The sequence below is a fragment of the Chitinophaga jiangningensis genome (assembly GCF_900142605.1).
GTDB lineage: Bacteria > Bacteroidota > Bacteroidia > Chitinophagales > Chitinophagaceae > Chitinophaga > Chitinophaga jiangningensis.
This window is the reverse complement of sequence record NZ_FRBL01000002.1, coordinates 30481-51266: the sequence shown is the minus strand read 5'-3', so window position 1 is coordinate 51266 and position 20786 is coordinate 30481. Positions and strand designations below refer to the sequence as shown.

Genomic DNA, 20786 nt, shown 5'->3' with positions numbered 1-20786 from the left:
ATGCCTTTACCAATTAGGTTAAGCATAATTATTCATTTTTCGATGAAAGGCTATCCCTTGTTTTTCGCGCCCAATCCATTATCAACTCCCTTTCCCCTTGCGACAGCCTTGCATTTTTGTGAATCAAAGTGTAGGAAGACAACGGCATGGTACCGTCATGAACACTGTTCTCAATTGATTTTAGTTTGCTTCCCTGCCTTCTAGCCGTATAAGAACCAAAATCACTGAAATTAAGTTCTTCCTTTCCTTGTCTGATGTGCCTATCCAACATCCATCTAACCGGCTGTATGTATGAATACCAGGGATATTGTGTATTATTGCTGTGACAATCGTAACAGGCAGTTTTTAGAATAGCCTGTACATTTGTGGGAAGACTATTTTGCTTCGAAATATCGGTGGGTAAGACCTGCACGCTACTATTACGTGCAGGTTGTATGAACTGTATAGCAATAAATCCTATCAATAATCCCAACAACATTTTTTTTATGCGGCTCATATTGTTGAGTTTATTTAAGCTCTTCTTTTACTGTGCCACAGGTGGGCATTTTCTTTCCTAAATACGGATTCCTTATTTCTTTTGATTCACTAAGCCAGGTAGCACCTTTTCCGTCATTGAACATTGGGCAATAGTCCTGATATAAGTTTTGCCCGCCACCGAAGGTTTTAACCAGCTCATACATATCTTTGCTCAACATATCAAAATGTTCCCTTTGATGAGGAACATTGTCAGCATTCTTTCCGATATGCTCTGCATGTTCCCTGGCATCATCTTCAACATCTTCGTAGACCTTCTTTTGTGCTGCCGTTAATGCTGATTTATCAAATTTCTGAAAAGCCCATACCATTGTATTACCTGCTGCAGCGGCATCGCTTCCGTTATCATTGGCCAGTGCATTTTTCAATTGCAAATAACCGGCGAGAATGTCTTTAACCGGAGTTGTGGCTTTTGTTGCTGCCACTGCTGGAGCTTCCGGTTTGGCTTGTGTGCTGTCACTGCCCCTTTTTGTTGATTGATTAGTGCTATTGTTGCAGGCTGTGAAAATAGTGACGGCAATGGCTATTATTAAAAAAAGATGGTTCATTATTTTAATGTTAATATTAATGATAATCAATTGATTAATAGCAGCTATACAGATATATCTGCATAGCTGCTGACTTTACTATCCACCTATTACTTTATTGTATCACTTACCTTACCACATGTAAGCATCTGGTTGCCGAAATAAGGGTTTTTAATAGCTGCTTCACTGCTCAACCAGTAAGCCTTTTTCATAGGACAATAGTCCTGGTAAACTGGTTTATCAGACAGCTTTACGGCTTTGGCCAGCGTATAAAAATTATTTGAAAATGACTGAAAATGCTCTCTTTGATGGCCGATTTCTTTAGTTTCTGAAATGTGCTTTGCGTCAAAGGTCAGTTTCTCCTGTAATGGCATAAAGGCATTCATATCTGTTGCTGAAAGTGCTTTCATGTCTATGCCTTTAATGGCCTTTACAAATTCACCGGCCTGACTTGCCGCAGTATTGGCATCGCTACTTACTAAAGCATTTTTGATATTGTAATACAATGTGAGTAAATGAGAAAGTGGGGTTTCGTGAACAACCACAATACTATTAGCCATTGAAGAAACTGAAATGGAAGCAAATAAGATTGCTGAAAGAAAGAACGTTTTCATCGTAAATAGATTTAATTTTTGCATTAATAAAATAACACATAACACTATGCCTGAAAAGGATAGCATGTATAATAACAGCAGGGGGAGTCTGACTGTTTATAGCAAAATCAAATCTGGAAGGACTGAATGGACACACGTATCCCACGGGAGCTTAACACATATGGTCGGACTACCTGTATTTGCTCACGACTTATAACGAAGGAAGATAAATAAGACTGGCATATAAAATGAAGATGCACAAGCACAACCGGAATTTCAATACCTACGTTTACGGCGTGGACAAGTAGTTTTTCTAATTGCGAGAATTTGATTACACTATTATTACAGCAATTACGATCTTCAGTTGTGTTCTTAGCTTTCGTTGCTTCTTCGTGGTGGTGGTGATGTGTTAATCCTTCATGATGATGTGTAATTATTGTAGGAGCAACAACACCTTCTTCGTGATGATGTTTAGCATTAAACCCCATATTTAAACCAACCGCACAGGCAAACCCTAGCAGCGTATTTAGGGAAAATACCGTCAGCAGAAAGATTGCTTTTAATTGTATGGTTCTGTTTCTTTTCATTGTAACTCAATACAAAAGTAAAGATAATATAGCTAAGAACAAATAAATAAGCCCCCAACCTTAAGAACCTCATTTGTGAGTGATCTAAGCATATTCTAACAAAGCAAACCTATTTAGATGGGTTAAAAATGCTACGACTACATAAAGGCAACTAATTGAGGAAGCAATTGCTCATTAGATTGTGGCGAGAAGTAGGCGTACTCATGCCTTTGAGAATATTCAATTCAAAATAAAAATTAAATATAAAATATAATTAATATCGGAAGCATGAAGATTCCTTGAATCTTCATGCTGTTATATGATATTGATTTTTGACATTTTTATGACAAAATACTTCGATTCAGGTTATTTCCGCCAATTTTCGGAGATCAAACATAAAAAGGTTCGAGTTTTGTACCATAGGGTTCACAGAGAAAAGGCTTCAGAACAGTTTTGTTTTGAAGCCTTTTCATTTTGTAGTCTTGGCGTAGAAAGAAATTGATAACTCACCAGCATACTGGACAAGAAAAGTCGACCATTGTTACTAAAAACCTGCCTCCTTCAAATTGATTACATTTAATTACAAGTAATAATAATTAAGAGCAGATAGTGTTGAAAATAGTTTTCTTAAGATGCAGATGTTGTCTGTAAATTGCAGCGTTAATCAGTGTATTTTTACTATATTAGATCGTGTGAGAGGAAGTGAGTTTCTTTTGGAAAAATAAGCAAAATGACGATCGCGAAAAGTATCAAGAAGAACTGTAATGATAAAAGAAAACGCTATAGAGTTTAACCTTATTAAGCAGCTTACCGAGCTTAAATATATTCATCGGCAGGATATTGTCGACAGAAAAACCCTGGAACAAAACTTTAAACAAAAGTTTGAAACCCTAAATCGTGTTCGGCTTACAGAGAATGAGTATTTAAGGCTCAGGGAGGAAATTATCAATCCAGATGTTTTTGCAGCCTCCAAGTTATTACGGGAGAGACAATATTTCCAGCGGGAAGATGGTACCCCATTGTATTATACGTTGGTGAATAATAAAGATTGGTGTAAGAATGATTTTGAGGTTGTCAGTCAATTGCGGATTAACACAGAGAATAGCCATCAGAGATACGATATTGTCTTGTTGATAAATGGCTTGCCTGTGGTTCAAATTGAATTGAAGAAAGGGGATATATCCCACCGGAAGGCCATGCAGCAGATAGTGGATTATAAACAGGAACCAGGCAATGGATATGGAAATTCACTGCTCTGTTTTATGCAGTTGTTTATAGTAAGTAATGTTAATCGCACGCTGTATTTTGCCAATAATAGAAACGAACATTTCGCATTTAATGCAGATGAGCAGTTTTTACCAGTGTATCAGCTGGCAGACATTAATAACAAAAAAATAAATTATCTCCACGATTTCACCGATAAACTTCTTTCCAAGTGTACTTTGGGTGAAATGATCAGCAAATTCATGGTCCTTGTGGAAAGTGAACAGAAATTGCTCATTATGCGACCTTATCAAGTATATGCGGTAAATTCTCTTGTTGAATGTATAGATGACAACAGGGGAAATGGATATATCTGGCATACTACAGGAAGTGGTAAAACCCTGACTTCTTTTAAGGCGTCTACTTTGCTAAAAGATAATCCTGCAATTGAGAAATGTTTGTTTGTGGTGGATCGGAAAGACCTTGATCGACAAACACGCGAAGAATTCAACAAGTTTCAGGAAGGTAGTGTGGAGGAGAATACAAATACGGAAACCCTTGTCAGGCGATTGCTTTCCACAGATTATTCAGATAAGGTAATTGTTACTACCATTCAAAAACTCGGATTGGCGCTTGACGGTACCAATAAGAAAAATTATAAAGAAAGGTTACAGCCGTTGAGCAATAAACGAATGGTATTCATCTTTGATGAGTGTCATCGTTCTCAATTTGGAGACAACCATCAGGCGATCAAAGAGTTTTTTCCAAAAGCCCAATTATTTGGATTTACAGGTACCCCTATTTTTGATGAAAATGCTACCTACAGCACAAGGGAGGGGGAATATGCATCTTATAAGACAACACAGGATATTTTTGAGAAGCGACTACATGCTTATACGATCACTCACGCGATAGATGATAAGAATGTACTGAGGTTTCATATAGATTATTATAAAGGAAAAGGTACTCAGCAACCAAAGCCAGGAGAAGCTATTGCGCAGCAGGCAGTCGTAGATGCGATTTTGGATAAGCATGATGCTGCTACCAATTCAAGACGTTTTAATGCGCTGTTGGCAACAGCATCTATTAATAATGCGATAGAATACTACCAACTCTTTAAAGAAATTCAGAAAAAGAAACTGGCGGAGGACTCAACTTATTCCCCAGTAAATATAGCTTGTGTCTTTTCTCCACCGGCGCAACTAATTGCAAAGAATGGTGATCAGCAAAGCCAGAAAAATGCGGCCGACATTAAGCAACTCCAGGAAGATCTGATTCAGGAGAAGGAAGATAATAAGCAAAATCCGGAGGAAAAGAAAAAAGCACTGATAGAAATCATTGCCGACTATAATAAGCAATTCGGAACTAATCATTCTATTGACGAATTCGATATGTATTATCAGGATGTCCAAAGGCGCATTAAAGACCAACAGTATAGTAACGAAGATTATGCGCACAAGCACAAAATTGATATTACAATTGTTGTGGATATGCTGCTTACTGGTTTTGACTCCAAATACCTGAATACTTTGTATGTGGATAAGAATCTGAAGTACCATGGATTGATACAGGCATTTTCCCGGACGAACCGGGTTTTAAACGACACTAAGCCTTATGGTAATATTTTAGACTTCCGTTCACAACAGGATGCGGTGAACCAGGCGATTGCACTCTTTTCCGGTGAGGACAGTGGAAAGGCTCGGGAAATTTGGCTGGTAGATCCAGCGCCGGTAGTGATAGATAAGTTCAAAGCGGCGGTAGAGAAGTTGGGTGAATTTATGGAAGAGCAAGGCTTAGTAAGTGAGGCTTCAGAGGTATACAACCTTAGAGGTGATGCTACCCGGCTCGCCTTTGTGAAAAACTTTAAGGAAGTGCAGCGACTTAAAACGCAGCTCGACCAATACACGGATTTGGATGAAGCACAGAAGGAAAAGATTGAGGCTATCTTACCGACTGATAGGCTACAAAGCTTCAGGCGTTCTTACCTGGAAACTGCGAAAGGCTTAAGAGATATTCAGCAAAAAGAAGGTGAAAATGCACCTCCGGAAATTCAGCAGCTGGATTTTGAATTTGTTTTATTTGCCTCTGCATTGATAGATTATGATTATATCATGAACCTTATTGCTGCCAATACACAAAAGAAACCGGCCAAGCAAAAGATGACCAAGGCGCAGATAATCAGCCTGTTAAAATCCAATTCCAACTTAATGGATGAGGAAGAGGATTTGACTGAGTATATCAAAAGCCTGGATTGGGAGGGCGGTCAAAGTGTTGAAAGCTTGCGTACTGGATATGAAAGGTTTAAGGAGGATAAACACAACAAAGAGTTAGCTGCTATTGCAGAGAAACATGGTTTGGAGATGGTACCGCTAAAGACATTTGTTGAAACTATTATTCATCGGATGTTTTTTGACGGAGAAAAATTAACTGATTTGTTGGCGCCATTAGAGCTTAGCTGGAGAGAGCGTAGAGTGAAGGAGCTGGCTTTGATGGAGGATTTATTACCGCAATTAAAAAAATTAGCCCAAGGGCGTGAAATTTCTGGATTAGGAGCATATGAATAACGATAAAAAAAATATACCGGAATTGCGATTTCCAGAGTTTGAGGGGGATGGAGAGTGGATTGTTAAACTCATAGGAGAGGGATTTATTTCGTTTAGTGGCGGTACTCCAAGTACTAGTGAAAAAGATTATTATGGCGGCCTAATACCTTTTATCCGTTCCGCAGAGATAAATAGAGATCAAACTGAATTGTTTTTGACAGAAAAAGGGCTCGTGTCTTCTTCAGCTAAAATGGTGAATAAAGGAGACTTACTAATTGCATTATATGGGGCAAACAGTGGTGACTCAGCAATTTCAAAAATCAACGGAGCTATAAACCAAGCAATTTTGTGTTTACAAGCAAAGGTTGATTATAGTAATGTGTTTACACATTATTTATGGTCGTACAGGAAGGAATGGATTGTTACTAAATTTATTCAGGGGGGGCAAGGGAACCTTTCGGGTGAGATCGTAAAATCAGTACCTGTTCCAATTCCAGGACTGAAAGAGCAACAAAAAATCGCTTCCTGCCTTTCCTCCTTGGACGAGGTGATTGCTGCCCACAACCAAAAACTCGACCTACTGAAAGAGCATAAGAAAAGCCTGATGCAAAATCTTTTTCCGCGAGAGGGGGAGAAGGTTCCGAGATATCGGTTTCCAGAGTTTGTTAAGGCCCAGGAGTGGCAGAGAAAAACAATTGAACAAATAGCAAAAGTTACTACAGGAAATAAGAATACACAAGACAAAGTAGATAATGGATTATATCCATTTTTCGTTCGCTCGCAAACTGTTGAACGTATTAATTCTTATTCATTTGAAGGGGAGGCTATATTAACGACAGGTGACGGAGTAGGTGTTGGAAAGAACTTTCACTATATCAATGGTAAGTTTGGTTTTCATCAGCGTGTTTATTGCATTTATGACTTTCCTGAGGAAGTATGTGGTCAATTTGTTTTCATGTATTTCTCACAGCATTTCTATGAAAGAGTGATGAGGATGAATGCAAAGAATTCTGTTGACTCGGTTCGAAGAGCTATGATCACAGATATGCCGATTTTTTTGCCAGGCAAGGGGGAGCAAGAAAAAATTGCCTCCTGCCTTTTATTTTTGGACGAATTAATCACGGCACAAACAGAAAAAATAGAACAACTGATACAACATAAAAAAGGCTTAATGCAAGGCTTGTTTCCCAAAATGAATGACTAGCAATGAATACACTGTCAAAATTCGAAAATCTTACCGAGGTGGCTCAGCATTTGCGAAAGACATTTGATGAGAAAAGCAAAAACACCAAAGACCTCATCCTATTATTCGCACATAATGGTACAGGCAAAACCCGCCTTTCAATGGAGTACAGGCAGGCGGGTAAAGAATTTGACAGTGAAGGCAAAACAACATCAAGGGATACCTTATATTTTAATGCATTTACCGAAGATTTATTTTCATGGAATAATGATTTAGAAAATGATACCAATAGATTTCTTAAGCTGAATGCGGATTCTGCATTTTTCAACGGATTGCATGAGCTGGATTTAGATGTGAAGATTGAAGCCTTTTTTCATAACTATGTAGATTTGAAGTTTGATATTGATTATAAGTCATCCACAGTTACTTTTTCACGGAGGGTTATGGTTGACGCGGATGAGGAAAAGTTTGAAAATATTGAAAATATTAAAATTTCAAGAGGAGAGGAAAATCTGTTTATCTGGTGTTTCTTTCTTGCGATCTGTCAGTTAGCCATCGATAAAGACCCTGCCTACGAATGGGTGAAGTATATTTACATTGATGATCCTATCTCATCTCTTGATGAAAATAATGTGATTTCTGTTGCTTGTGATTTGTCCAGTTTGTTGACAAAGGAAGATAGTGAAATAAAGGCAGTGATTTCAACACACCATAGTCTGTTCTTTAATGTCATGTGTAATCAGATTGGTAGGAAAATCAAGCATAAGCGTTATTTTCTGCATGGTAAGCAATCTACAGGATACGCTCTGCAGGATACAAGTGATACACCATATTTCCACCATATTGCAATATTAAGCGAGCTAAAGCAAGTAACTGAATCAAATAAAATTTATACTTATCACTTTAATTCTTTGAGAAGCATATTAGAAAAAACTGCCAGTTTTTTTGGATATGACAAAATTGATAAATGCATTGGAAGTTTGAGTGTAGAAGATGAGGTGCTATTTGATAGAGCACTGCAGTTATTTAGCCATGGTAAATATTCAATTTTCGACCCTGTAGAGATGGGGGATGATACTAAAGAACTTTTCAAACGTATTTTAGACGGATTTCTCACTAAATATGAATTCTATTTTCCAGAAATATTTAAGGATGAGATTCAAAATGTAACAGAATGACAGAGCAACAACAGCAATTGGGTAAAACCCTTTGGGGCATAGCAGATAAATTACGTGGAGCGATGAATGCAGATGATTTTCGCGATTATATGCTATCGTTTTTATTCCTAAGATATTTATCCTTCAATTATGAGGAAGCTGCAAAGAAAGAATTAGGCAAAGACTACCCTGTATTGGCAAAAGATGAAAGCCAAATACCTTTATCGGTGTGGTATACTGCTAATAAATCAGAAGTTCCGGAATTCGAGAAGCAGATGCGCCGAAAAGTCCATTATGTTATTAAGCCAGAGCACCTTTGGAGTAATATTAGTGAAATGGCTCGTAAGCAGGATGAGGGGTTGCTCAAAACATTGGATGAGGGTTTTCGTTATATCGAAAACGAGTCCTTTGAAAGTGCCTTTCAGGGCTTGTTCTCCGAAATTAACCTGAATTCGGAAAAGCTCGGTAAAACCAATACAGAACGAAATAAGAGGTTGTGTACTGTTATTCAGAAAATTGCTGAAGGGATAGCCAATTTTACTACGGATACAGATACACTTGGGGACGCTTATGAATATCTTATCGGCGAGTTTGCGGCAGGGTCAGGCAAAAAGGCAGGAGAGTTTTACACGCCACAACAAATTTCAACTGTACTTTCTGAAATCGTAACCTTGGATAGCCAGGAACCCAAGACAGGGAAGAAAGGGAAGCTACATAAAGTCCTTGACTTTGCATGTGGTTCCGGCTCATTGTTACTTAACGTAAGGAAGCGAATGAAGGACAGTGGCGGATCGATCGGCAAGATTTACGGACAGGAAAAAAACATTACTACTTATAACCTTGCGCGGATGAATATGCTGCTGCATGGTATGAAAGATGGTGAATTTGAAATCTACCATGGTGATACATTAGAAAATCATTGGCCTTTGCTCAATGAAATGAATCCAAGTAAGAAAATGGAATTTGATGCAATAGTTGCCAATCCGCCATTTAGTTTACGCTGGGAACCCACCGAAGCACTGGGTGAAGATTTCCGTTTCAAAAATTACGGGTTAGCGCCTAAATCAGCTGCTGATTTTGCTTTTTTGCTGCACGGTTTCCATTATTTGTCTAAGGAAGGGACCATGGCTATTATATTGCCTCATGGAGTGCTGTTCCGCGGTGGTGCTGAAGAAAGAATTCGTACTAAACTCTTAAAAGACAACCACATTGATACAGTAATCGGATTGCCTTATAATATGTTTTATTCCACCGGTATTCCGGTTTGCATTTTAATTCTTAAAAAATGCAAAAAGAATGATGATGTATTATTCATTAATGCAAGTGAACATTACAAACCGGGTAAAAAGCAAAATACCCTGGAAGAAGAACACATCCAAAAGATTGTGGAAACGTACCAGTTCCGGCCAGAGCATGTTGATCGATATGCAAGACGCGTATCGATGGATGAAATTGAAAAGAATGGTTATAATCTGAATATATCGAGATATGTAAGCACGGCCGTAGAGGAAGTACAGATTGACTTGAAGGAAGTGAATAAAAAACTGGCTTCAATAAACGAAAGCATAAAGACTAATACAGACAAGCATAATGAATTCTTGAGGGAGTTGGGATTAGATCCAATTTGATTTTCAAGAGCGAAGTCTGATTGCTAAAAAGAAATATTATTATGAACACTTTCGGTAAAACTATCCGCCTATTTTTACTAGATGGAACCGCAAATGGTCTTACCACCGCTGAACTGAGTAATTGGACAGGAATTGGAGTAAAGGTTCCTCGTATCAAAATTAAAGAATATAGCAATCGTCCCGAGTTTCAGAAGCCAGGGGTATATATTCTCATTGGAAAAGGGGAAAATAATGAAGATGAAGCATATATCGGTGAAGCGGAAGTGGTTAAAGATCGGCTAGCACAACATATTGCCAATCGAGACTCTTGGACAGAAGTCATTTTTTTTGCTAGTAAAGATCGGTACCTGAATAAAGCCAGTGTCAAGTACCTGGAGAACCGGCTATACGAGCTGGCTGTAAAAGCTGGTCGCTACACCATTGATCAAAATATTCCGACGAAGCCCGGATTATCTGAAGCTGAACAGGCGGAACTAGAGGAGTTTTTATCTAATGTTAAAGTATTGACATCCTCCCTGGGACATAAGCTATTTGAACTTTTAGAAGAGACGATAGATCATGGTGAGATCCGCCAACAGGTTTTTTATTGTAAGAGTGGAGCAGGAGCATTTAGTACAGGTAGCCCATCTACAGAAGGTTTTATAGTTTATAAGGACTCCTTGTTTATAATCCAGGAACAAAATGCCTTCCCAAAGGGTATAAAACTTGAAAGAGAACAAATGCTAAATGAAGGTATTCTTGAGATACAAGGAACTTTTTACAGGCTCACTAAAGATTATATATTTAATTCACCTTCCAGAGCGGCTGCAGCAACATTGGGAAGAAACGCAAATGGTAGGGTGGAATGGAAAAATGAAGACGGTGTGGAACTGAAGTTTCTTGAGATTTAAACGGCAACTGTGAAAGTTTACCGAACTTTTTAGAAAGCGCATCCAGGTGCGCTTTTTTGTTTAAGTGATTATGTCAGCTTGTGCTTCCTTATGTTTAATACCCCAGGCATCAAATATCCAGGACCCAACTTAATAAAAGCACTGACCAACGTCATACCTATTATTCCCAAATTTGCCTCTCTATTGATCAGGATCATTATCTCCCTGCTTAAATATGCCTAATTTACATATAAAGTCAATCTACATTGAAAGGTTATGTTTTGTTTACGGCATTACTTTCAGCTACCAGCTTGTATGGGCAATCTGCCAGGGATATAGTAATGGCTGCTGACTCAAAAATGCGCGGGAAAACCTCTTTGGCAGAAATCGTGATTCAGACGGTGAGGCCGGCATGGTCCCGCGAGATGAGTATAAAAACCTGGATGAAGGGTTCGGACTTAGCCATGATATTAATAAAACTTCCGGTGAAGGATAAAGGTATCGTTTTCCTCAAACGTAAGCTGGAGGTCTGGAACTGGACCCCCTCCCTGGAAAAGTTGATAAAATTGCCGCCATCAATGATGTCCCAGTCCTGGATGGGGACCGATTTTACAAATGATGATTTGGTCAGGGAATCATCCATTATCAATGACTATAATCACAGTTTCCTGCAGGATACTACCATTGATGGCCGGAGTTGTTATGTCATTGAAATGTTGCCCAAAAAAGATGCCCCGGTGGTTTGGGGTAAACTAACAGTTTGCATAGATAAGCAGGATTACCTGGAGCTTTACTCACGCTTTTATGATGAAGATGGGCTGCTGGTCAATACTATGGTAGCGTCTGATGTTAGGATAATGGACGGACGACTAATACCTACCCGTTTTGAAATGATACCTGCCGGCAAACCAAACCAAAAAACGGTAATGATCTACAAAACAGTCATCTACAACCGACAAATTGATGATGGCTTTTTCACTACCGAGAGTATGAAGTCGATAAACCAATAGTGTATGTGGATAGTAAAGCTAGCATGGAAAAACCTTTGGCGTAATCCTACACGTACCCTGGTAACAGTCGCCGCCATTTTTTTTGCAGTTATATTGTCCATGGTAGCGGAAGCCTTGAAGCTGGGTGTTTTTGAAAATCTTGTAAAAAATGTGGTGAGCTTCCATTCAGGCTATATACAGGTACATAAAATGGGGTACCAGGATGAACAAATATTGGATAACAGTTTTTCCCAGGACAACACAACTGCATCTTTGATTGCCAATACCCGGAATGTAAATGCTGTTACACCTCGCTTGGAGGCTTTTTCACTCGCTGCGTCAGCTGAATTAACAAAGGGATGCCTGGTTGCAGGTATAAATCCCGAATTGGAAAACAACATTACACAACTTAAAACCAAACTGGTCGCCGGAAAGTATTTAAAGGGGTCGGACAATGCGGTATTGATGGCCGAAGGTTTAGCAAATAGCCTGAAACTTCGTGTGTACGATACAGTAATGCTGATCGGTCAGGGGTATCATGGTGCTACCGCTGCAGGGAAATTTGTCATAAAAGGGATCGTGAAATTCGGTTCCCCGCAATTGAATAATGGCATCTTATTCATGCCTCTTCCAGCCGCCCAGGAGTATTTTAGTGCAGAAAAGCAGATCACAGCATATATCCTTTCTGTCCATACCGATAAATTGTTACCTACCACTGCAGTTGCTGTAAAACGGGTGGTGGGAGTGGATTACGAGGTGCTGACATGGGAAGAACTAATGCCCGACATCAAACAACATATTGCAACTGACTCCAATAATATGAAAATTGTCCAGGCGGTGCTTTATCTGCTGATATGCTTTGGGATCTTCAGTACTTTACTGATGATGATGCTGGAACGAAAATTTGAAATAGGTATGTTGGTTGCAATTGGTATGAAGAAAAGTAAATTGATCCTCCTGTTTATAATTGAGTCAGTATTGACAGTTTTAACCGGCTGTCTGGCAGGTATGGTGGCAGGCGTTCCACTGATTTTTTATCTCCATTATTATCCGATCCGGATGGGAGGTGACACGGCAAAAGCTTATGAGCGATTTGGTTTTGAAGCTATATTTCCCACCTCAACCGACAGTACAATCTTTATTTCACAGGCACTTACGGTTTTGATGATTGGTATAGCATTATCGCTATATCCCATCGTAAAAATCCTGCAGCTTAAACCGTTGACGGCAATGAAAAAGTAAAACTATTGTTATGATACTGCTGATGGCATGGCGTAATATCTGGCGTAACAAAACGAGAAGTATAGTAATTATGCTTTCAGTTACGATTGGCCTGTTAGCAGGCACTTCTGTGCTCGCCCTCTATAAAGGTATGATGACCAGTAGGGTAAGAACTGTTATTGATGCAGAAGTAGGGCATTTACAAATCCATCATCCAGCATTTAGAAAAGACAATCGCCCTGTTTATATAGTGCCAAATGCAGCACGCGTGCTGGCGGAAATACGTACAATGCCTGAAGTGAAACTAGCTGTTCCCAGAACTCTGGTTGGTGGTATGCTCCTTACCCCAAGGGGAAGTGCTGGCGTACAGATATACGGCGTGCTGCCGCCACTTGAATATGAATTTTCACAATTAAGGAGAAAGATTATCGCTGGTGATGGTTTTCATGCCGATAAAGTTAACGAAATCATGGTAGGTAAGAAACTGGCCGATAAGATGAAACTGAAGCTGAATGCCAAGGTAGTATTAACTTTTGCTGATACAGCTGACAATCTCGTTTCCGCTGCATTCCGGATTGCAGGTATTTTTCAATCCGGCAATGCACCATTGGATGAACTGAACGTATATGTGATGGCAAGTACACTCAATAACCTGCTGCTTACATCCGGCTCCTTTCAGGAAATTGCGATCTTACTGAAAGATGATAAAGACCTGGACCATCTACAAATTCGACTGAATAAACGTTTCCCATCATTGCTTGTCGAATCCTGGAAGGATATTTCACCTGAAACAGAGCTCATGGTTAAAACTGTGGATGAATACTCTTATATTATTTTAGTTATCATATTAATAGCACTGGCATTTGGTATACTAAATACGATGCTGATGTCAGTGCTGGAGCGGACAAGGGAAATAGGAATGATGGTGGCACTGGGTACCTCCAGGGAAAGAATTTTTCTACTGGTATGGATAGAAACGCTCCTGCTTACTATCGCAGGAGCACCTCTTGGACTACTATCTGCTTATTGGATTACCAGCTATTATCACAGGAATGGCCTGGACCTGTCAGGGATGGGAAAAGACATGATGGCCAGCTTCGGCTTTGAAACTATTATCTATCCGTCCTTTCCATGGGAAAAGTTAATAACCATCTCATGTATGGTCATATTTACAGCACTAATTTCCTGCTTGCTACCCGCGTGGAAAGCTTTGCAGTTGCAAACAGCGGAAGCTCTCAGAAGATAAAAACCCCAACCATGAAAAATATTGTAATTGATGCACATAACATAAGTAAAGTTTACAATCCGGAAACAATACCTGTCTATGCAGTTAATAATATCCATTTGCATTTGCAGGAAGGAGAGTTCACTGCCTTGGTGGGGCCTTCCGGATCTGGAAAAACCACCCTGCTCAATTTAATCGGTGGTTTGGATAAACCTGATCATGGCAATATCTACATAAATGGTACTGATATAACAAAATTATCAGCCAGGAAATTGATCGAATTCCGTTTACATAACATCGGGTTTGTTTTTCAATCTTTCAACCTTATTCCTGTTTTAACAGCAAAAGAAAATGCGGAATTTATTCTCCTTTTACAGGGAGTAAAACGCGCGGAACGGGATAAGAGGGTACTGCAGTTGTTTACGGAAATTGGATTGGTAGAGAAAATGAAAGTCAGGCCGGCGCAGCTGTCAGGCGGTCAGCAGCAAAGAGTGGCGGTGGCCAGAGCACTGGCATCAAAACCGCGTTTTATTCTCGCCGATGAACCTACTGCCAACCTTGATTCCGTGGCTGCCTTACACCTGTTGGACCTGATGGAAGCTCTCAACCAGGAAGAGCAGGTTACTTTTCTTTTTTCTACACACGACCCACGGGTAATTAACAGAGCACGACGTGTTATTACGTTGGTAGATGGGAGTATCGCATCAGATTCGGCTGTAGTATCCACCTCTGCTCCTCACGAACATCCCTGACATGAAATGTTGCGTTATTATAGGGTTGCTATGCCTGCCATCCGGCCTGTTTGCCCAGGACAGTGCGCTAAATAAAAGCACATGGTGGCTTGGTGGTTACCTGAAAGACATGGTTTGGGCCCGAATTGAAAACGGACATAAAGGAATTGCTGTGACCAACCTCATTCATAACCGGATAAATATTCAATGGAAAAATGGAGTAACCTGGGCCAGCCACCTGGAGGTTCGAAACAGGTTTTATTGGGGAAAGGATGTAATAGATGTTCCGGATTTTAAGCAGTCAATTCAAAATCAAAATGAATGGGTAAATCTTTCCACCACATGGATAACCACCCGGTCAGCAGTAGTACATTCTGATGTGGAGAGAATGTGGCTGGAGTTCAAACGCAGAAAATGGAATATCAGAGCAGGTCGTCAACGTATAAACTGGGGAATTACAAATATGTGGAACCCAAATGATTTGTTTAATTCTTATAATTTTCTTGATTTCGATTACGAAGAACGGCCGGGAAGTGATGCAATAAAAGGGCAGTTTATAATAAGTGATTTTTCTAATGTAGAAGTGGCAGTAGCAGGCACTAGTGGTGGAACTGTTATGGCAGCAAAATACTTCACAAATTACAGGCATTATGATTTGCAATGGAATGCTGGATTATACCAGGGAGTTATAACCGCTGGCTTTGGCTGGGCCGGAAATATCAAAGGGGCAGGCTTTAAAGGAGAGCTTCAATACTATGGAGATAAAAATGATAGTCTTTCCCATTTCCTGGCAACACTGGAAAGTGATTATGTATTTAAAAGTGGATGGTATGTATCTGCTGGTATTTTATACAATGAAAAAGGTATAGCTCACCCCCTGAACGTTTATAATGGATTAATATTCCGGGTAACTCCCCGTAACCTTATTCCAACAAGATGGAATTTGGTGCTAAATGCCAGGAAAGAATTCACACCAATTTTCAGCGGCAGCCTGACGACTGTTTATGCACCCGGTACTAACCTGCTGATCTTGTTTCCATCACTGCACCGGAATCTGAAACCCAATTGGGATATTGATCTGATATGGCAATCTGTATTTGTTGAGTCTACTTCTTTTCAGGACCTGAATCACACCCTGTTTTTGAGATCGAGGTGGAGCTTCTAGCCAAATGGCCGGCTTAACGAAGCCGGCCTGCATGCTTAATTCCTCCTCAACCACCCTGCCACTTCCTCCGCATCCTGCTCCCATTCCGGCTGCCCCAGCACAAAATGGTTCCGGTCTTTGACCACGAAATCGGTGATTGAGTTGCGGTCTTTATAGCTATTATATACACGCTTGCATAAATGCGCCGGTATACACTGATCTTCCGTACCTGCCATCATCAGCAGGGGCGGATGCGGCTTTTTAAAGTCTACGTAAGCTGCCTTGGTAAGCCCGCCAAGGGCCGCCTTGCGCGACTCCGGAATCACCAGCTGCTCATATGTTTGCTGCTGCACTTCCAGTGGCATGCCGTTGGTAAAGGCAAACTGCCATCGGCTGAAAGGCATCAGGTAAGTGCTGTTCAAGGAGGCCAGTAACGGTAGATTGGATTTGAGAAAATTATATTCATACGGGATGATGCCTTGCGGCATTACGGCATGTATTGCTACGCCGGCTGCAGCATACCCGCGGTTAAGCAGCACCTGGGCAAATAGTCCGCCAAAAGAGTGACCTATCACTACCGGCTTCTCCGGTAATTTATTGATGATACTGATATACTGGTTAATGATGTCATCCATCGATACGGCAGCGAGTTGCTTGTCGGGATACCTTTCCCGGAGGGTTTTCGTATCCGCATCCTTGCCGGGCCATGGCGGTGCCATGGTATTGTAGCCTTTGTGCTGAAAGTAGGTTTGCCATTGGTCCCAGCAGGCATGTGATACATATGCGCCAGTAATGAAGACAATAGTGGAGGAGTTGATCATGGTAATAGTTTTGAAAAACGGTATATTCAAAATTACCCGGTACCCGCAAGGTTTTCAATTGACGAATTTACCTTTTAGTTGTACAAATCAGTGGAAAGACTTACCGGTATTTATGCCAAGCTTTTTCATACGGGCGTTGAGGGTAGAAGGAGGGAGGCCAAGCAATTCAGCTGCACCGCCGGGGCCCGACACCTTGCCATTCACGCTCTTCAGCACCGCTATGATATGTTCCTTTTCATTTTCTGCCATGGTTTTGATGGTAGGAGTGCTGTTCACCGCCACTGCTGCGGGCTGAGGGGTAAGTGCAAACTGCGTAATCTCATTTTCACGTGTCAAAATCACCGTACGCTCTATCACATGATCCAGCTCCCGGATATTGCCCGGCCAGGAATATCCCATCAGCGTTTGCATGGCCTTGGGGCTAATCGTTTTAACAGGCTTGCCAAAACGCGTACAATAAATCTCTACAAAATGATTGGCCAGCAACGTTATATCTCCGCCACGCTCCCGCAAGGGTGGTATCCACACCGGAAACACATTCAGCCGGTAGTATAAGTCCATCCGGAAACGCTTTTCACTCACTTCCTGCTCCAGGTTCCTGTTGGTAGCCGCAATCACACGCACATCCACCTTAATCACATTCCCGCTGCCCAACCGCTCTATCTCCCTTTCCTGCAATGCCCGCAGTAATTTCGCCTGCATGTCCAGCGGCATTTCCCCTATTTCATCCAGGAACAACGTACCGCCAATGGCCTGCTCAAACTTACCAATACGACGCTCCGCAGCACCGGTAAAGGCGCCCCGCTCATGCCCAAACAGTACAGATTCAATAAGCGTTGGGGGTAATGATGCACAATCTACCTTAACAAGCGGTCCCTTGCTACGGTTCGATAATTTGTGAATTACTTCCGCCATCCTTTCTTTGCCAGTTCCACTTTCGCCAAGCAATAGCACACTGGTGTCCGTAGGGGCCACCACTTCCAGCTGCTCCACCACCTGGTGCAGGGCCTGACTACTCCCATATATTCCATGGAAATTACCATTAGAGTTAACCTTCTTCCGGGAAGTGTTTTTTAGTAAGGCTTCACGGCCATTACTATGCTGATACACCGCTATCTCCAGCATCACCAGCACATCCCTTTCACGATAAGGCTTCACCAGAAAACCGAACGGCCCTGTTTTTTTGGCCTGCTCCAGGGTGTCGCGATTGGAGTTAGCGGATAAATATAAAAACGGTATCTCCAGCTTCTTCAGCTCCCACGCAAGGTCTATCCCCGTTTGCGGACCCTGCAAAAAAATATCTACCAGTACAAAATCAGGTCTTTCCCGCTCTATTTCCTTCCTCGCAGCGGCAACGGACCTGGCAATGCCGGTCACATAATAGCCGGCTTTTTCCAAAATCATTTCCAGATTATTGGCTTCAATAAATACGTCTTCAACAATCAAAATTTTCCTGCTCATCAGAGTAAATTATACGAGTTGGGTGGAATGGTGTGCGGCAGTGGCTTTCAGTGTGCGACTAACCGTAAATGTCAGTATCACTTTAGTGCCATGGTCTGCACGCATATCGAGTTGTGCCTCTATATCATTTGCGAGTCCGCGTATCAGTCGTAACCCCAGTCCTTTGGCTTTTCTGTTCAGCAACGCCGGATCTATGCCCACGCCGTTATCCGCAATGGTAAGCGTGGCTGTGCGGTTGGCTGTCATAGAAAAGGTGATACTGATACTATTGCCAGGCTCAGGGTGTGGAAATGCGTATTTGATCGCATTGGTGACGGCCTCGTTTACCACCAGCCCCAAAGGAATGGCCTGCGAAACATCCAGTTCAACATCTTCTACCTTAGTGTAAAAAATTATGCGACTGTTTATGTTGTAGCTTTCCGATAAATATTCCACCAGCTCGGGAAGATAGGTGGCCATGCTTACGGCAGAAATGTTTTCGTCGTGGTACAGCTTCTGATGAATGAGCGACATGGCATGAATCCTGTTCTGGCTCTCCTGGATCGCTTGCAACGCCTCGTTTTGCAGGTAGGTGGACTGCGATTCGAGCAGGCTTACAATTGTTTGCAGGTTGTTTTTTACACGATGGTGAACCTCCCGCAGCAGCCACTCTTTTTCTTCCACCAGTTGCTGCAGCATCTTATTCCTGGCCTCCGTTTCAGCATTCACCTTCTGCTTCAGCCGGTACTGATTGTACAATAACCCTGTTACCACCAGCAATACGGTAATACCGGCGAGGGTGATATTTCTTACCATCGCACTGCGGCCGAGTTGTTCCACCTGTAGCTGTTTATCGCGTTTCAGCAGTTCGATATTCTGGTCCTTCTTCTTGGTTTCATATTGCACGGTCAGCTCATCCATTTTCTGCCGCTGGGTAATACTGAAGGTGGAATCACGGAAACGATGATAAGTTTGGTAATGCTGAATCGCGGATACATAGTTGCCTGCAAGTGAATCTAACTCAAATAAAGTATGACTGGCAGCTGCCAGGAAAGGCGGAGCCACTCTTCCGATAGGATCATTTATTACTAAAGCAGCATATTTTCGCGCCATAGCTCTATCCCCGCGTTCCAGGTAAAAGGCTCCAATTTTTGTATAAGCATGCAGCATTTCTGTATACATCTGCTGAGGAGGATATTTGCTGGAATAATCAATAAACTGAAGATAGTACCTAAAAGCTTCGTTTTTTTTGCCAAGTACATCATTGATATTTCCCAGCTGGTAAATAAGGTGCATACGGTCAAAGTCATTGTCAGGCGGGTTGTTACGGACCATGTCTTCCGCCGTACTGAGTGCGTCCGCGTACTGATGATGTGCTACCAGTATCCGAATGCGCTGTAGCAAACTTTTATACCAGAGAAATTGTGTTTCTCTTGTTTTTGGACCGCTTAAGGCCCGTGTATTCCAGTACATCGCCTCTTCAAAGGTACCAGTATTGATTACGTTGTCACAAAGTCGCATACAGTACAAAGTAGCCAGAACCGTGTCTTTGGTAGCCATCGCACTTATCACGGAGGAGTCGGCATACGCTTTACTGGTAAGCAGATCACCCTGGACCAGGCTCCAGTACGACAAACTGGAATACACATACTGGTGATGGAGAAAGCCCATTTTTTTCTCCAAATCCAATACAGCAAGCAATGTTGGTCCAAACTTTTCAGGATGGGAACGTATCAGGTCGAGCAACTGCACAATCGTTATCCTGTATTGTAGTTGGGGAATTTTTAATTTTCGGGAGATAATAATTGCTTCCTCAAAATTAGCTGCCCGTTTTGGATCGGTCAGCGCCAGCACCTGCGCCTCATGAAATAACCCCAGCGCCAGCAACCGTTGGTTGCCTGACTTTCGTAAAATCGCCGTTGCTGCCGCATAGTATCCTTTACTTCTCTCCGTATTACGATTCGCATCATTCAACTCGCCGGATAGCCATAGGCTGGGTATTTGCCAGGTTTTATCACTAGTGACAGCTACTGCCTGTTCCAGCTTTTTAATATAATCACCCGCCATATTTATATCTGCCGGGGAGGTACCTGGTTTGTGCAGGTAATAGTTTCCCAGTTCGGCAAGTAATTGCAGTTGCGGGTCACCGGTCAGTGTGGAGAGCCTGCTGATTGCCTCATTAATCCGGCCTTCATCAATCAGCGCCTGACCGGGGTAGTCTTTGCCACTTTTAAATCCCTCGTTATATGCGGTGAGGCGACTAAGACCAAACATTTTTGAAGCGAAAATGACCGCACTGTCTCTGTCCAGTTTGCCCTGGGAAACACCGTACAAATGGTTGGCTGTGGCAAGCACCAATATCCGCTTCATGTCCGCATCATATGAAGCCGGAATCGGATTTTGTAACTCTTG

General features: G+C 41.6%; 17 protein-coding genes. 10 read left to right on the top strand and 7 right to left on the bottom strand.

Features of this window, described 5'->3' with window-relative positions:
• Positions 1-28: 28 nt before the first annotated feature.
• From BUB18_RS04635 to BUB18_RS29285, 4 genes are all read right to left on the bottom strand, one after another.
• The gene (locus BUB18_RS04635) at positions 29-496 is read right to left on the bottom strand and encodes a heme-binding domain-containing protein (protein ID WP_073078616.1); all 468 of its coding nucleotides are present in this window, start codon (positions 494-496) and stop codon (positions 29-31) included.
• 10 nt (positions 497-506) lie between these two features.
• Positions 507-1082, bottom strand: a complete 576-nt coding sequence (locus BUB18_RS04630; RefSeq protein ID WP_073078607.1) for a DUF3347 domain-containing protein — start codon at positions 1080-1082, stop codon at positions 507-509.
• A gap of 89 nt (positions 1083-1171) precedes the next feature.
• On the bottom strand, positions 1172-1675 hold the full coding sequence (locus BUB18_RS04625) for a DUF3347 domain-containing protein (RefSeq protein WP_178372086.1): 504 nt from the start codon (positions 1673-1675) through the stop codon (positions 1172-1174).
• A gap of 107 nt (positions 1676-1782) precedes the next feature.
• A complete protein-coding gene (locus tag BUB18_RS29285; protein ID WP_143159831.1) occupies positions 1783-2241 on the bottom strand; it encodes a hypothetical protein in 459 nt (152 codons plus the stop codon).
• Positions 2242-2984: 743 nt separating this feature from the next.
• On the opposite strand from BUB18_RS29285, the gene BUB18_RS04615 reads away from it, so the two are divergent.
• The 10 genes from BUB18_RS04615 to BUB18_RS04570 all read left to right on the top strand — a co-directional run bounded on the left by BUB18_RS04615 (position 2985) and on the right by BUB18_RS04570 (position 16134).
• Positions 2985-5987 carry a type I restriction endonuclease subunit R gene (locus BUB18_RS04615; protein WP_073078602.1) on the top strand — a complete coding sequence of 1001 codons (3003 nt, stop codon included), beginning with the start codon at positions 2985-2987 and terminating at the stop codon, positions 5985-5987.
• Positions 5980-7170, top strand: a complete 1191-nt coding sequence (locus tag BUB18_RS04610; RefSeq protein ID WP_073078600.1) for a restriction endonuclease subunit S — start codon at positions 5980-5982, stop codon at positions 7168-7170. The genes BUB18_RS04615 and BUB18_RS04610 overlap by 8 nt, the downstream gene beginning before the upstream one ends.
• 2 nt (positions 7171-7172) lie before the next feature.
• Positions 7173-8327 (top strand): AAA family ATPase, encoded by a 1155-nt coding sequence (locus tag BUB18_RS04605; RefSeq protein WP_073078599.1) that lies wholly within the window; start codon positions 7173-7175, stop codon positions 8325-8327.
• The gene (locus BUB18_RS04600) at positions 8324-9934 is read left to right on the top strand and encodes a type I restriction-modification system subunit M (RefSeq protein ID WP_073078597.1); all 1611 of its coding nucleotides are present in this window, start codon (positions 8324-8326) and stop codon (positions 9932-9934) included. The genes BUB18_RS04605 and BUB18_RS04600 overlap by 4 nt, the downstream gene beginning before the upstream one ends.
• 41 nt (positions 9935-9975) lie before the next feature.
• Positions 9976-10824: a GIY-YIG nuclease family protein gene (locus tag BUB18_RS04595; protein WP_073078596.1), complete on the top strand. Its 849-nt coding sequence runs from the start codon at positions 9976-9978 to the stop codon at positions 10822-10824.
• Between the two features lie 245 nt (positions 10825-11069).
• Positions 11070-11813, top strand: coding sequence for an outer membrane lipoprotein-sorting protein (locus BUB18_RS04590; protein WP_073078594.1), 744 nt, complete (start codon positions 11070-11072; stop codon positions 11811-11813).
• A gap of 3 nt (positions 11814-11816) precedes the next feature.
• The gene (locus BUB18_RS04585; protein ID WP_073078593.1) at positions 11817-13034 is read left to right on the top strand and encodes an ABC transporter permease; all 1218 of its coding nucleotides are present in this window, start codon (positions 11817-11819) and stop codon (positions 13032-13034) included.
• Between the two features lie 10 nt (positions 13035-13044).
• Positions 13045-14259: an ABC transporter permease gene (locus BUB18_RS04580; RefSeq protein ID WP_073078591.1), complete on the top strand. Its 1215-nt coding sequence runs from the start codon at positions 13045-13047 to the stop codon at positions 14257-14259.
• Between the two features lie 11 nt (positions 14260-14270).
• A complete protein-coding gene (locus tag BUB18_RS04575) occupies positions 14271-14990 on the top strand; it encodes an ABC transporter ATP-binding protein (RefSeq protein WP_073078590.1) in 720 nt (239 codons plus the stop codon).
• A 367-nt stretch (positions 14991-15357) separates the two neighbouring features.
• Positions 15358-16134 carry a hypothetical protein gene (locus BUB18_RS04570; RefSeq protein ID WP_143159830.1) on the top strand — a complete coding sequence of 259 codons (777 nt, stop codon included), beginning with the start codon at positions 15358-15360 and terminating at the stop codon, positions 16132-16134.
• 35 nt (positions 16135-16169) lie between these two features.
• On the opposite strand, the gene BUB18_RS04565 is transcribed toward BUB18_RS04570, so the two are convergent.
• The 3 genes from BUB18_RS04565 to BUB18_RS04555 all read right to left on the bottom strand — a co-directional run bounded on the left by BUB18_RS04565 (position 16170) and on the right by BUB18_RS04555 (position 20744).
• Positions 16170-16934, bottom strand: coding sequence for an alpha/beta hydrolase (locus BUB18_RS04565; protein WP_073078586.1), 765 nt, complete (start codon positions 16932-16934; stop codon positions 16170-16172).
• Between the two features lie 87 nt (positions 16935-17021).
• Positions 17022-18395, bottom strand: coding sequence for a sigma-54-dependent transcriptional regulator (locus BUB18_RS04560; RefSeq protein ID WP_073078584.1), 1374 nt, complete (start codon positions 18393-18395; stop codon positions 17022-17024).
• Positions 18396-18404: 9 nt separating this feature from the next.
• A complete protein-coding gene (locus tag BUB18_RS04555; RefSeq protein ID WP_178372085.1) occupies positions 18405-20744 on the bottom strand; it encodes a sensor histidine kinase in 2340 nt (779 codons plus the stop codon).
• Positions 20745-20786 lie beyond the last annotated feature (42 nt).

What these genes read in the sequence shown, in the direction of transcription:
- BUB18_RS04635 (WP_073078616.1), bottom strand. Translation starts at nt 496, where the DNA reads ATGAGCCGCATAAAAAAAATGTTGTTGGGATTATTGATAGGATTTATT.
- BUB18_RS04630 (WP_073078607.1), bottom strand. Translation starts at nt 1,082, where the DNA reads ATGAACCATCTTTTTTTAATAATAGCCATTGCCGTCACTATTTTCACA.
- BUB18_RS04625 (WP_178372086.1), bottom strand. Translation starts at nt 1,675, where the DNA reads ATGAAAACGTTCTTTCTTTCAGCAATCTTATTTGCTTCCATTTCAGTT.
- BUB18_RS29285 (WP_143159831.1), bottom strand. Translation starts at nt 2,241, where the DNA reads ATGAAAAGAAACAGAACCATACAATTAAAAGCAATCTTTCTGCTGACG.
- BUB18_RS04615 (WP_073078602.1), top strand. Translation starts at nt 2,985, where the DNA reads ATGATAAAAGAAAACGCTATAGAGTTTAACCTTATTAAGCAGCTTACC.
- BUB18_RS04610 (WP_073078600.1), top strand. Translation starts at nt 5,980, where the DNA reads ATGAATAACGATAAAAAAAATATACCGGAATTGCGATTTCCAGAGTTT.
- BUB18_RS04605 (WP_073078599.1), top strand. Translation starts at nt 7,173, where the DNA reads ATGAATACACTGTCAAAATTCGAAAATCTTACCGAGGTGGCTCAGCAT.
- BUB18_RS04600 (WP_073078597.1), top strand. Translation starts at nt 8,324, where the DNA reads ATGACAGAGCAACAACAGCAATTGGGTAAAACCCTTTGGGGCATAGCA.
- BUB18_RS04595 (WP_073078596.1), top strand. Translation starts at nt 9,976, where the DNA reads ATGAACACTTTCGGTAAAACTATCCGCCTATTTTTACTAGATGGAACC.
- BUB18_RS04585 (WP_073078593.1), top strand. Translation starts at nt 11,817, where the DNA reads ATGTGGATAGTAAAGCTAGCATGGAAAAACCTTTGGCGTAATCCTACA.
- BUB18_RS04580 (WP_073078591.1), top strand. Translation starts at nt 13,045, where the DNA reads ATGATACTGCTGATGGCATGGCGTAATATCTGGCGTAACAAAACGAGA.
- BUB18_RS04575 (WP_073078590.1), top strand. Translation starts at nt 14,271, where the DNA reads ATGAAAAATATTGTAATTGATGCACATAACATAAGTAAAGTTTACAAT.
- BUB18_RS04570 (WP_143159830.1), top strand. Translation starts at nt 15,358, where the DNA reads ATGTGGCTGGAGTTCAAACGCAGAAAATGGAATATCAGAGCAGGTCGT.
- BUB18_RS04565 (WP_073078586.1), bottom strand. Translation starts at nt 16,934, where the DNA reads ATGATCAACTCCTCCACTATTGTCTTCATTACTGGCGCATATGTATCA.
- BUB18_RS04560 (WP_073078584.1), bottom strand. Translation starts at nt 18,395, where the DNA reads ATGAGCAGGAAAATTTTGATTGTTGAAGACGTATTTATTGAAGCCAAT.
- BUB18_RS04555 (WP_178372085.1), bottom strand. Translation starts at nt 20,744, where the DNA reads ATGAAGCGGATATTGGTGCTTGCCACAGCCAACCATTTGTACGGTGTT.